Genomic DNA, 12,921 nt, shown 5'->3' on the forward strand with positions numbered 1-12,921 from the left:
CCAGTCCTATAATCCTAGACCGATAGATGTCTGATTTGTATAAGACGTATATGAAATCAATTGATTAATCTCTACAACCTCTTTTTCAGAGTAGCCGTCATCCATTAACCTTTGAATATCTTCTTTCTCTAAGTCACGTGGACTGGTCACTAATTTCTCAGCATATGTCAAAATATGTTTTAAGTGGGTTGGAAATGAATTAGAGTCTTCGTATTGGTTGAGATCTTCTAAAATCCCTTCATTTCCGCTGATGTCTTTTAGTAAAGAGCCGTGACTGCTATAACAGAACTTGCAGCCGTTTAGTTTAGAAACAAATACGACTACGGTTTCGGTTTCAAATTCATTCAGTACACCATCTTTAACTGCGGATGCAAGAGGCATAAATGCCGAGAAAATTTCAGGGCTCCTTGCGATAAGACGATTAAATACAGGAACAGGCTGATCAAGTTCGCTGTAGATTGCCATCTCCTTTAAGTCTGATTGTTTTGCTGGTTTAATCCATGGCATGTTCTCTCATCCTTTCCTTGACTCATCTCTATCATAGCAAACCTATTACTTGTTTAGCAGGATTCTCTCAGATGATAGACCTCATGAACAGAAATTAAAAAACATGAGACCATTTTTGCTGAAAATGGTAAAATTAAGTCGAAAGATATTTAGATTAACAAGAGGTGTACCCGTTTGCAATTGCTACAGGACTTTTTCATTAACATGATGATTGTACTAGCTCTAGTATTTATTTATTATCAGATATTTCGAGATGAAGATCTGAACGCTTCTTCCTCTCTCAAAAGAAAGATTCTAAGTGGGCTATATGCAGGTATGATTGGCCTCTTTCTTATGATCTTCAGCATTAAGGTTAATGATGCAACAATAGTTGACCTAAGGCATATTCCATTACTAATCGTGACGCTTTATGGAGGCGCAGTTCCTGGTCTAATAGCTCTAGCAGTCATACAGACGGCTCGATTTATTATTGGAGTGAGTGTTTCATCATTTTTCTCACTTGGTTTATTAATTTCACTTTATATAGGATATATGGTATTACGACAATTGAATGCAAAAATTTTCACTAAGGCATTCTGGATGCTAATCTATTCAAATGTTGTTTTTAGCGTTGTTATTGTTTATTTTCTATTAAAGCTTTCCGGACTTTCTAATCAGATCAATTTTCTATATTGGGTAACGTCTATGTTAACAGGCTTAATGGCGATCTATACGACAGAACACTTACGGAAGATGAATCACTTGTTTATCCAATACAAACGTAGTGCAACGATTGATCCGTTAACTGGTCTGAATAACGTAAGAAGTTTCGACGAGGCTCTTAACAATGCAATTCGTGAAACGAAATCTAATGAGAAACCACTTTCTCTTCTTGTTATTGATATAGATTTCTTCAAAAACGTAAACGATACATATGGCCATTCAGCAGGAGACGCTGTTCTTCAGCAGTTTGGACATGTTCTTAGAGAAGGTGCTCGACAGGAAGACTTTGTATCGAGGAATGGCGGAGAAGAGTTCACGCTATTACTTACCAACTGCTCACATGAAAGGGCGTTAGAAATAGGTGAAAAACTCCGTTCAATTATTGATAATCATTCTTTTAAGGTAAATCCTGAAGAAAATATTCATATCACAGCATCAATAGGCGTAGCTACATACCCTGAAACTATTGTGCTGTCTGACAAGTTCTACAGTAAAGCGGATCAAGCACTCTATACAGCAAAACGTAGGGGACGAAATCAAGTTTGTTCAAATAACGTTTTAAAAGTAAATGAGTATCAAAGATGAGGGGACTTCTCCCCCTTATCTATTAGACAAAAGTGCACCTAGTGCACCACTATACTGTCCATTAACTGGAAAGTAGGTCTTTATTCCAAATAAAGTTTCAAAACGTTGAAGCTGTTTTTTAAACAAAGTATTATTTTGAAAGGTAGACCCAATGAACACAATCGTTGTCGTTTCTATCGTTTTCGCAAATGGAATCGCAATCATCATAAGCGTCTCTGAAATCATACCAACTAGGCAAGCAAGAATATCTTCTGCCCTTAACTCGTCCTCCATCATCCGTTCGAGAAATCCAAAGTTACTTGCTGTCAAATCTCCACCTACTGGTGATACGACTCCTTCATAAATGTCTCTTACTTTCAAATCGATTCCTGTTCGATCGCCTTTTTCTGCAAGTAACATAATATTCTCAAACTGCTTTTGTTCTGTTAACAGATAAGCCAGTCCCATTAATGTGCCGCCACCAATACCGCTACCACCTAGTCTTTCAGAGGATTCGCCACTCATTGAATGCATAGATGTACCTGTTCCAACATTAACAAGTAAATACTCCTCTGGAGAATGAATGTCAGACCTATTCAACACCTCTTTAATTCCAAATGTCGTGGCCTCAAACTCATCAATTAACTCAAATGAATTCTGAAGTAGCTTTGATATATTTTTTTGTTTTCCACCCGTAAGCATCAATTTTGCATTAGGGTGAAATTTATTAATCCATTCTACTAGATTGTTAACTTCAACCGTTAAAAACGTTTGAAAACGGTACTCGTCGTTTTCTTTATACACTATTTTAGTAAGCGTTCCACCTGCATCAATTCCAATCCTTTTCGTCATTAATACCCTCTCTTTTCGTAACTGATTAAGATAGATTCATTCTATCCTAGTCTAAACGAATATTAAAACCCCCTATCACAATAGCAATAGGAGGTGATCACGCTTATATTAAAAAGGATATTTAGGTAAATGGATGACGACTTTCGTTCCTTCTCCCTGCTTGCTTTCTATTTCTAATTGACCTTTATGTTCTGTGATAATTTTATTGCTAACCGTCATGCCTAGGCCAATCCCTTTTTCTTTATTTGTATAGAATGGTACACCAATTCGCTGCAATCGTTCCTCTTCGATGCCTATTCCGTTATCATGAATGATGACACATACTCGATCCTGTTGCTCTTCAAGAATTATTTCGATATGTCCATCTTCCTCAATTGCTTCAACGGCATTCTTTAAAATATTAATAAAAACCTGTTTCATCTGATTCCGTTGACAACGAATAATGATGGATTTAAGTTGACAGTTAATGTTAATCCTTATATTTTTTAATGAAGCTTGTGGAGTTAGCACTGAAATTGCGTTCTTCACAAGTTTAAGCAAACTGACTTCTGCCACGTCACCAGCTTGTGGTTTGGCAAGTGCAATAAAACCATTAACCACTTCTTCTATCTTCTCCAGCTCATCCTCAATGATTTGGTGATAGCCACGTTCACTTTCGTTTCTTTCTTTTGCAAGCAAATTAATAAAACCTTTAATAGAAGTGAGGGGATTGCGTATTTCATGTGCAAATCCAGCTGCCACATCACCAAGAAGTGCTAGCTTTTCGATATTTTCTCTATACTGTTCTAATTTAATCTTTTCAGTTATGTCTCTAGAAATAAATACAAAGTGATTCGCATCTCCGCGATCGTCCACTACAGCCATCCCTTTTGCTTCTAACGTAAGAACATGACCAGACGAATGAATTTTGCGATAAATCGTCGTAACCGGTTGCTTCGTTTCTGTTAATTTCACAATCGCTTTCTGGCACTTCTCGTAATCTTCTGGATGGATAAATGATAGAATATCTTTTCCTACTACTTCATTCTGTTCATAACCTAATAGGGACTTATAAGATAATGACGCGTATACTGCAATACCTTCATGACTCATCATGCAGATAAGATCATTACTGTGCTCAAGAATAACTCGATGTTTGAGTTCACTTAAACGAAGTTTGGATTCAGCAAGATGCCGATCGGTGACATCCCTTGAAACAACAATAAATTGACAATCTCCTTGACCAGAAATACAGATACCCTGAGACTCAATACACCGATAGGTTCCATCTGTTTTCTGCAAACGGTATTGAATTGTTTGAGGTTTTCTATATTTAACAAGTTTTAAGAATTCGCTTTTAACGAATTCTTTATCTTCTTCATGAACATATTTAATTGAGCTTTGACCTATCTCGTTATGAATTCCATCTTTGGAATAATCTTTATAAGAAGGTGAAACATATAGCAAGTTTCCTCTTCGATCCAATAAGCTTACGATTTCATTCATATTCTCCGTAATCAGCCTATAGTGCTGAAGGGTGTCATGCACATGTTGGCTTTCTTGATTCACCTTTTTTATGATAGCGGTGGTCTGACCCAAATAATTCGCCACAGGTATCGCCGTTACTTCTAAGGGGATGATCGTTCCATCCTTTTTGATCCACTTCTGCTCAAGGGAGCCTGGATTCACCCCATTTATAGAAGCTTGTATTCTCTCTGAAACCATCTGCTGATCCGCTTTAACGATAAAGTTCCAAATCGATTTCCCCTGAACTTCACTAAGTCTCTCGTATCCAAGTAAGTTCAGAGCAGAAGGATTTAAATATACCCACTTACCATTCTTTTGAACCACGACAGCTGTCGTTGAAAATTCATAGTATTTAGTTAGAGTTGTGATCGTATCCCTCAATCCCTGTTGCTTTATCTCAGGAGGAGGGCTCGAGCTAGTAAATGGTGCATGAGTGTCATTGGTAGTCATAAGCTTCTCCTTTTATGTAGAGGGATATTAGTTATTTATTAAATTTCTTCATAAATGCTCATTTTCCTTCTTAATTAGCAGAATACATCAAAAAAACCCCGGTTTAGACGGGGTTTTTCTTGGCGTTATTCGTTAATATCTTTTAAATTCCCTACATTTCCTCTTGAAACCATCTTCGCCCGTAATCCACTATACATCTTTGATCAATTAGTTTACATGTCGCATTTCCAATTTTCATTATGTTGTAGTTTTCCTTGCTTTCAAATTTAAATCCAATTTTATTAAAACACTCTGAATCATACTCAATCTCATTATACGTTTTCCACACACGTTCCCCGTCTTCTACTATAGCTGCTGATTTTTTTATATGTGGCTTTTGCGCTGAATGTTCTGCCAAATGGAGCGATGTATTACTCTCGTGACTTACACCAATCATCAGAATTTTTCCATTAAGTTCATATATTTTTGCTAGCGGTGAATCATATCCAAACCCTGCAGAAAGTGGCTGGTTTTCTGTAATATATGTCCGATTCTTTCCCCATGCCGCAAACGAATACATCGGATGGTCACTGCGTTCAACACCTGGAAAGCGTCTGAAAAGCTCTGCGATTGCACCCATCCCACGCGTTGGTGTCGTCTCTTTACAAAAAGCTGGCATTGACTCTCGAATAATTGGCCACCATGAATCAGGAACTGGTGGATTCATCCATCCAGCTGGATCCGAGTTGCCTGCTGATTGGGCTGGCATGACAATGGTTCCACCTTCTCCAACAACACTTATAAGAGCTCGAATGACAGCTTCTGCCCCACCAGAAACCCAACCTAATGAGCTTAATGAAGAATGGACGATTAGCGTCATATCTTCCTTAACACCTAAATCTCGAAAATTGGCTATAAGACTATTAATTGTATGGGGCAGACATACTTTATCTACGGCATTTATCTCACTCATCACTCTTCCTCCAATAGCATTTCATATAATTCTTCACGTTCTAATTCAAGCTTTTCCTTCTCAACGAAGAGCGCTACTATTTCCTGATGTGCCTTTCCTTGTTCGAGCTTTACTTCCACCTCGTATATCTTTTTCTCAAGTTCTTCTACTTGATTCTCTACCTGTCCTTCATTTAGACTTTTTTTCTTTTCATATTTAGGCTTTGCCTCTTGCTTCACTTCTTGTCTAGTTTCTTCTTCGTAAACAGCCTCCATAACTTGTTTATGTTTCTCTCTTGCAACGCTATAGGAATGAACATAATGATGGAGCTTACCATTATCCAACCAATACGTAACAGGAAAACATTTATTTAAAAGATAACGATCATGCGATACACAAATAATCGTTCCAGGAAATTTTTCAAGCGCATCTTCTAATACTTCTCTTGAATCAATATCAAGATGATTCGTTGGTTCATCAAGAACGAGTAAGTTAAGATCTTTACTCATCAACTGAGCCAGACGAAGTCTCATCTTCTCCCCGCCACTTAAAGACGAAATCTTTGCAAATACGTTGTAGCCATAGAATAGAAATTTTGCAAGCGCATGCCTTGCATCGCCTTCAGTAACTTTTGCCGTCTCACGATAGACATCCAGCAATCGTTCTTCACCACGATCTTCAAGAACATGCTGAGAAAGATAACCAACCTTTACACTCCCACCGATATTAACCTTGCCTTGCTCGGGTGTAAGGTTCCCGAGTAGCACATTGAGTAGGGTCGTTTTTCCACTTCCGTTTCTGCCAACAATCGCTACTCTTTCTTTGTATCGAACATGCCAATCCACTTGAGATAGAAGATGTTTCCCGTCATATCCAGCTGAAACATTTTGAAATGTTATAACATCATTGCCACTTCGATCATTTACATCAAATGCTAGTCCCATTTTCTTTCGTTCAAGTACAGGTCGTTTAATCTTGTTTATTCGCTCAAGTGCTCGCTCCATGTTACGAGCCCGTTTATGAAGAGCTGCATTCGGAGGATTTGCTTGATTCGCCCACTCTTTCAACCGTTTAATCGCTTCTTTCATCTTTTTGATTTTCTTTTGTTGCTCTTGATAAGCTGCAAACTCCGCCAGAAGCATTTCTTCCTTTTGTTTAACGAAGTCACTGTAAGAACCGTGATAGACGGTAAGCTCTCCCTCTTCTAAATCCATTACTTTTGTCACAACTTCATCAAGAAAATAGCGATCATGTGAAATGATTAGAACAGTACCGTTGTACTGCTTTAAAAAAGCTTCAAGCCACTCTACCGCTTCAACATCAAGGTGATTTGTAGGCTCATCCAGTAGAAGCATTTCTGGCTCTTGGAGCAACATTAACCCGAGCGTTACCTTTGTTTTCTCCCCACCGCTCAACCGCTCAAATGAAGCCGTCAACAACTCCTGAATCCCCAAACCATTCGCGACATTTTGTATCGCGGGTTCTATACCATATCCACCCTTTCTTGTAAATTCATCTTGTAATTCACCATACACTTTTAGGACACTGTTACTTTCATCTCCATTCGCCATCACACTTTCGAGCTCGCGCATCCGTTTGGCCGTTTCTTCAAGATGCTTGAATGCCTGTCTCATGACGTCCGTAACCGTATAACCTGGGTACTCCGGTATCTGCGCTAAATATCCGATTTTTGTTCCTTTTTTATAATGAATATCTCCTTCATCAACATCTTCGATTCCAGCCAGTAATTGAAAGAGCGTTGTTTTTCCGCTACCATTTCTCCCAACAATTCCAACACGTTCCTTCTCATTTATCTCAAACGTAATATCCTCAAAAATGCTATTTCCGCCTAACATTTTGCTAATCGATTGTGCTGTGCAAACCATCATCTTACATCCATCCTTTCAGAATTAAAGAGCATAAAAAAACCACAGATAAGGTTACACCTCACCTGTGGCTATATTTGGAACCGTACGTTATTTTCACAAACTTAACGTATATGAAAAAAGAGAACGGCATAGAATGCCGCTCTCTTCGTCCTGTTTACCTATTCATTCCGCCTGAAGCAGGGTAAGAGAGCCTTACGCTTTGTTTCATATGAAGTTGCTAGAATTGGACAGACTTGTCCCGTTGGCAACTTCTTCATGAATAATCGCACGGCAAATTGAAACATATTCCATAAATTCCGTACGAACAAAAGCGTTTGACATCTCTACCTCACCTCCTCCATTTAATACTTTAAGTTTATCTGAATGATCTGACAAAATCAACCCTCTACTATACGTAATCCTACAACAGATATGATGACGCACGTTATAAGCACTAATTGCATACGATTTTTAGGTTCTTTAAACCAGTACATCCCGATTAGGACACTGCCGGCGGAGCCAATTCCAGTCCAAATGGCATAAGCCGTACCTATAGGAAGTGCTTTAAGGGAAAGAGAAAGCATGAAGAAACTCAATCCTCCGAATAGAATCGTAAAAACGGAAGGCTTCAGCTTCGTAAATCCTTCTGATAACTTTAAACATATCACACCACCGACTTCACCAAGTCCAGCTATTAACAATGCGATCCATGCCATTCTAAATCCCTCCTATGCTTCTACCTTCGCATTTAACTTCAATCCTACAATTGAAGAAATGAGTAATAGTATAAAAAATAATTTAATTAAACTAACAGACTCACCTAGATACACCATTCCTATAATAGCTGTTCCTGCAGCACCAAGTCCCGTAAAAATGGCATAAGCCGTACCTACAGGTAAATACTTTAATGCTTTTGCAAAAAAGTAAAAGCTTGTTGCAATTCCTATAATTGTTAACACGCTAATGAGTGGATGACTAAACCCATCAGAGTATTTTAATCCTATTGCCCACAAGACCTCCATTAGACCACCGATCACAAGATACATCCATGCCATATTACTTCCCCTCCGTTCTACAGTGAACACCATCAATAAAGAGAGCCCACGAGTTTTCTAACCGTTTCTGGTGTTCCTCTGGTGAATAATAGAATACTTGCTCGAACACTCCGTCCAACAAGCATAAATACGCATCAAACACTTGCTCCCAGTCCTCAAGTTTATCGATTTGCATAAGAATGGATTTAATCACGCTCTTCATAACTTGTTCTGATTTCGCAAACATCCGGTAAATCTCATCTTTTAGTGATTCAGGTGGAAAAAGCATCATTCGTTTAAAAATTAGACCCAACTCATCATTACGAAGATATTCCGTATTCTTTAGTAATAGATGATATAGCTGTTCTTCAGGTAATTCATCTTTTAATTCTTCTGCTGAATTCTCAAAGTATTGGTTGTAATCAATTGTTACTTTATGAATAACCCCTAGAAAAAGGTCTTCCTTATTTTTAAAATGAGCATAAAGAGAAGGCTTTTTAATACCTACACCTGACGCTATGTCAGACAGAGAGGTTCCTTCAAAACCTTTACGAGCAAATAAAGCCAGTGCTGTATCTTTAATCTTATTTTGAGTTGATTCTTCCTTCATTTTAAAACACCTACCAATCGTTAGGTAAATACAAACAAAAAAGCAGGCGGTTGCCTACCGTTCGTTAGTTATTATAACAATTTTAGGCTTTGCTTTCAATCTGTTCGCTCACATGAAATAAAAAAAGCAGCCACCAGGAGAATCTCATAGTGGCTACATCTAAGGGAATAAGGGTTTTCAACTACTATGACGAAAGAACTTTCGATATGGTTTCATATTCAAAGACATTTTTGTAATAAAATTTACTTTCTCCAAAAAAAGAGACAAAAAAAGGACCGGCAAATGCCGGTCTTCCTGGTAACGGAATATTTGAAAGGGGGTCTTGAGATCATCTTATCAAAGGAGTAATAAGGTGAACAGGTACGTCAAACCTAGTGCAAACGGTTGAAATACGACCAACTACCCCGTTTCACAACTATACTCCTATGACGTTAAGATCAGTTTTTTTCTCTTTCGTTTAAATCACAACTATTGCATCATAAAAAATATTTCAGAATAGGTTATTTAGAGGTCTCTGAACGAGCTAATTTGCGTGAAAATTTCTTTATATTTCAATTCGTCAACATCGCTTTGAAAGATATTTCCCTTCTTAACTATTTGTGTCAGAATATAACTAGTCATGGAGTTTGAAAGCAGGTGGAATAAGGATGTATTGTCCACAATGTGGCAAAAAGAGGAATGAAAATGACCAATTTTGTTTTTCCTGTGGAAAAGAGTTAGTTTCTCAATCCGACGAACAAAACAGGCTCTCCTTTCTATGGAGATGGATGCCAGCAATCATTTTTCTCCTCCTTGGTAGTGGACTTGCAGGGTATTTCCTGTATGAAGAATCTGTTACCAGAACAGCGATCAGTTCATTTGAACAGGGAGAAAAATTAGCCATAGAAGGTGACTTGAAGGCCGCTCAACAAAAATTCGAAGAAGCAAAACAAAAACGTTCTCGTTTTCCAGCAGCGGAGACGAATGAAAATATGGTATCAACAGCAATTAAAGTGAAAGATACTCTCAGTAAAGCAGATAAAGCACGACAAAGCGATAACTTTACCAAAGCAATGAAGCTTGTGAATCATGCAGAACAAAGTTCAACCTCATACACTGGGCCTCTCTTCACTCATCTACAAGAAGATATTGTTTCCGTTAAAACCACTGTTATGGTTGCAGAACTAAAGTATGATATGAAAGGTAAAGAATCAATTGATGAACTAAAACTAGTATTAACTAGAGCTGAAACCTTACAAGTCGATGAAGCACAGGAAGTTGCTGGACAAATTCGGAACCAAATTGTCGACTTTTCCATTAACGAAGCAAATAACCATCTTGAAGAAAACCATTTTACTGAAGCACTGAATTCTGTCGAAGAAGGACTTCAAATTAACAAAGAAAATGAAAAATTAGTAAACCTTAAAACCGTTATTGAAAAGCGAAGAACGGCTTTTGAAGAAGAGCAACAAAAACGGATTGAGCATGCTATGGTAGCTGCAGCAAAAGAAGAAGAAATGAACCGAACTAGTGCTATTGAGCTTAACGATCTAAAAACGGATGTAACTGATTACAACGAATTGAAAGTAACAGGAAGTGTGACTAGCAAAGCAACTGTTCCTGTCAACTCCATTGGAGCGTCTTACAGGGTGTTAGATGCAGATGGTGAACAGTTCGATAAAGGAGAAGTGTATATCAATCCTGACAAGCTCTATCCTGATGATACGGGAAAGTTTGATTTCAAGATTTACGACATCGACAAAGATTTGAAGGATCTTGAACAATTCACAGTTGAAATTGATCACTTCACATGGTACTTGGACTAATGAAAAGGGGCTCTGGGATTTCTATGAAATCTGCGTTACTAGTATCCATAGCTAGCTCCCTCTTTCTTTTGATAGGGACTGGCGTGGGTTTTTATTACTTAAACGATTATTATGACAGTACTGAGGTAGAGGCTACCTCATCTCTAGGTGAAGTGATTAAGACTCCAACCAAAGCAGATGAATCTACTGATTTAAAATCCATTATTCATGAAACACAAAAAAGCGTCGTACAAATTGAAGTTCAATTAAAAGACGACGCTACTTCTTCTGGGTCTGGCTTCCTTTACAACTCTACTGGCGATGTGATTACAAACGCGCACGTTGTAGAAGGTGCTGAGAAAATCACTGTGAAAACCTCTGATGCCAAACAGTTCGAAGCGCAAATTATTGGTATGGGGGATACGACAGACATTGCTGTCATCCGTGTTCCAGGCTTAAAAGAAACTGAGCCATTACCGGTAGCTGAAGAACGAATGGCTGAGGTTGGAGACGATATAATTGCACTTGGTAGTCCTCTTGGTTTACAAAACACGGTTACAACAGGAATCATTAGTGGACTCGATAGAGAGTTCATCCTTGAGCCTTACCGATACGAACACATATACCAAATATCGGCACCGATCACAAATGGAAACAGCGGTGGTCCTCTAATTGACGCAGATACAGGAGAGGCGATTGCGATTAACTCAGCTGGAACTGACTCTGGTGGGATTGGATTTAGTATTCCTCTACCAAATGTGATTGACCAGATCAAAGGTTGGTCAGAAGAACCGGTAGAGTTAACGGTTGATAGTGAAAGCAAAGAGGTCGTTTCCACACCACAGGGGCTAACTGGTGAAGATTACAAAGATAACGCCACTTATTTGGTTGGCTACTTTTATGAAAGTTTATCTACTCAAGACTACGTTACCGCTTACTCTCTACTAGGCAGTCGCTGGCAAAGTGAGATGACCTATGAGGATTTCAGAAGTGGCTATATTCATACGGTTAACGTTGAAGTTTCAAATATGGCTGGTAGTTTAAATCAAACGAATGATGAAGTAAAAGTAACAGCTACAATTAAAGCTGAAGAACGAACAGGGAACCACAAGACAACAACTGCGCTTTATAATGTCACCTATCAAGTAGGTTACGAAAATGACCATCTTAAAATTCTTAGCGGAAAAGCCCAGAAATTGAAATGAAGGACGACTAGTTAATAAGCTAGGGGATTGTAGAATCCCCTAGCTTATTTATAATCTTTCATATTCACTCAGGAGGGAAGAAACCTTCTTGAGAGATGTATATTGCGTCATCATTAAACGTTTTTTCTAACCTTTTTTTTATTTTTAAATACGCTTTGCGATCATACCAATCAGAGAGCCCATTCTCTTCAAACAGCTTGCGGATGCCAAGCTGCTCTGTCCGTTTCCCCCCACTACCATCCCCCATAAAGAAGTCATCGAGCGTAATTCGATTCGTTACTTCGGAGAGCTTGTTCGGAAATTCATCTGAACATGGCAACAGTGGAGCGATTGCTGCCTGTACTGGAATACCTTCCATGCTCAATTCCTTGAGCGCTTTTAAACGTGCTGCAATTGGGGGTGCAGAAGGTGCGAATATTTTCCTAACTGAATCAAGGTCCGTTTCAACCGTCATGCTAACCATAATACGGCTTCCTAATTTCTTTAATAAATTAATGTCTCTTGAAACAAGAGGTGATCGGGTTTGGAGAAACAAAAAATCAGGCGGTTCTTCTGCCATTGCTTCAAGTAATCCTCTTGTTAAACCTGTTTTATTTTCGACGGGTTGGTATGGATCAGTTGAAGACGACATAAAGATCGATACTTTTCCTTTTTTACGCGCTTTTGGTATTTCTTTTTTCACAAGATTTACTGCATTTTCCTTAATATCTACCCATTCTCCCCAGTCTTCCTCACGAAAGAGTGCAATTGGCATTCTTCGCACATAGCAATAAGAACAGCCGAATGCACATCCCGCATATGGATTTAACGTATGACTGTATCCATGCAAAAAGCCGCTCGCTTTCGTTAAGATTGATCGGGAAGTACGAGTTTGAATAGAAGGTTTCAACGTGTATCCCTCCTTCTCT

At 38.5% G+C, this 12,921-nt stretch carries 13 protein-coding genes and 1 pseudogene; 4 read left to right on the top strand and 10 right to left on the bottom strand.

Annotated features, from left to right (window positions below; all coding sequences use genetic code 11):
• Nucleotides 1-6 precede the first annotated feature (6 nt).
• Nucleotides 7-507 (bottom strand): carboxymuconolactone decarboxylase family protein, encoded by a 501-nt coding sequence (locus tag FBF83_RS07215; RefSeq protein WP_136946408.1) that lies wholly within the window; start codon nucleotides 505-507, stop codon nucleotides 7-9.
• A 174-nt stretch (nucleotides 508-681) separates the two neighbouring features.
• Between FBF83_RS07215 and FBF83_RS07220 the strand changes: the two genes are divergently transcribed.
• Nucleotides 682-1,794, top strand: coding sequence for a GGDEF domain-containing protein (locus tag FBF83_RS07220; protein ID WP_136946409.1), 1,113 nt, complete (start codon nucleotides 682-684; stop codon nucleotides 1,792-1,794).
• 15 nt (nucleotides 1,795-1,809) lie between these two features.
• On the opposite strand, the gene coaW is transcribed toward FBF83_RS07220, so the two are convergent.
• The 8 genes from coaW to FBF83_RS07255 all read right to left on the bottom strand — a co-directional run bounded on the left by coaW (nucleotide 1,810) and on the right by FBF83_RS07255 (nucleotide 9,024).
• Nucleotides 1,810-2,625, bottom strand: a complete 816-nt coding sequence (coaW, locus tag FBF83_RS07225) for a type II pantothenate kinase (protein WP_136946410.1) — start codon at nucleotides 2,623-2,625, stop codon at nucleotides 1,810-1,812.
• Between the two features lie 108 nt (nucleotides 2,626-2,733).
• On the bottom strand, nucleotides 2,734-4,581 hold the full coding sequence (locus tag FBF83_RS07230; protein WP_136946411.1) for a PAS domain-containing sensor histidine kinase: 1,848 nt from the start codon (nucleotides 4,579-4,581) through the stop codon (nucleotides 2,734-2,736).
• A gap of 151 nt (nucleotides 4,582-4,732) precedes the next feature.
• Entirely contained in the window at nucleotides 4,733-5,533 is an 801-nt protein-coding gene (locus FBF83_RS07235) for an aminoglycoside N(3)-acetyltransferase (protein WP_136946412.1), read from the bottom strand.
• A complete protein-coding gene (abc-f, locus tag FBF83_RS07240; RefSeq protein ID WP_136946413.1) occupies nucleotides 5,533-7,401 on the bottom strand; it encodes a ribosomal protection-like ABC-F family protein in 1,869 nt (622 codons plus the stop codon). The genes FBF83_RS07235 and abc-f overlap by 1 nt, the downstream gene beginning before the upstream one ends.
• A 204-nt stretch (nucleotides 7,402-7,605) precedes the next feature.
• Nucleotides 7,606-7,722 carry an RAxF-45 family protein gene (locus FBF83_RS21345; protein ID WP_286170808.1) on the bottom strand — a complete coding sequence of 39 codons (117 nt, stop codon included), beginning with the start codon at nucleotides 7,720-7,722 and terminating at the stop codon, nucleotides 7,606-7,608.
• Between the two features lie 56 nt (nucleotides 7,723-7,778).
• On the bottom strand, nucleotides 7,779-8,096 hold the full coding sequence (locus FBF83_RS07245) for a DMT family transporter (protein ID WP_136946414.1): 318 nt from the start codon (nucleotides 8,094-8,096) through the stop codon (nucleotides 7,779-7,781).
• 12 nt (nucleotides 8,097-8,108) lie between these two features.
• Nucleotides 8,109-8,435 (bottom strand): DMT family transporter, encoded by a 327-nt coding sequence (locus FBF83_RS07250; protein ID WP_136946415.1) that lies wholly within the window; start codon nucleotides 8,433-8,435, stop codon nucleotides 8,109-8,111.
• Between the two features lies 1 nt (nucleotide 8,436).
• Complete coding sequence (locus FBF83_RS07255; protein ID WP_136946416.1) at nucleotides 8,437-9,024, bottom strand: TetR/AcrR family transcriptional regulator; 588 nt, start codon at nucleotides 9,022-9,024, stop codon at nucleotides 8,437-8,439.
• A 647-nt stretch (nucleotides 9,025-9,671) separates the two neighbouring features.
• Between FBF83_RS07255 and FBF83_RS21415 the strand changes: the two are divergent.
• From FBF83_RS21415 to FBF83_RS07265, 3 genes and pseudogenes are all read left to right on the top strand, one after another.
• A pseudogene (locus FBF83_RS21415) lies at nucleotides 9,672-9,737 on the top strand (zinc-ribbon domain-containing protein); the annotation flags it as partial.
• Nucleotides 9,738-9,791: 54 nt separating this feature from the next.
• Nucleotides 9,792-10,829 carry a hypothetical protein gene (locus FBF83_RS07260; RefSeq protein ID WP_169525226.1) on the top strand — a complete coding sequence of 346 codons (1,038 nt, stop codon included), beginning with the start codon at nucleotides 9,792-9,794 and terminating at the stop codon, nucleotides 10,827-10,829.
• A gap of 23 nt (nucleotides 10,830-10,852) precedes the next feature.
• Nucleotides 10,853-12,013: a S1C family serine protease gene (locus FBF83_RS07265; protein WP_136946418.1), complete on the top strand. Its 1,161-nt coding sequence runs from the start codon at nucleotides 10,853-10,855 to the stop codon at nucleotides 12,011-12,013.
• 64 nt (nucleotides 12,014-12,077) lie between these two features.
• On the opposite strand, the gene FBF83_RS07270 is transcribed toward FBF83_RS07265, so the two are convergent.
• Complete coding sequence (locus FBF83_RS07270; RefSeq protein ID WP_136946419.1) at nucleotides 12,078-12,902, bottom strand: SPL family radical SAM protein; 825 nt, start codon at nucleotides 12,900-12,902, stop codon at nucleotides 12,078-12,080.
• Nucleotides 12,903-12,921 lie beyond the last annotated feature (19 nt).

Source organism: Guptibacillus hwajinpoensis, assembly GCF_005144865.1.
Taxonomy (GTDB): domain Bacteria; phylum Bacillota; class Bacilli; order Bacillales; family Guptibacillaceae; genus Guptibacillus; species Guptibacillus hwajinpoensis_A.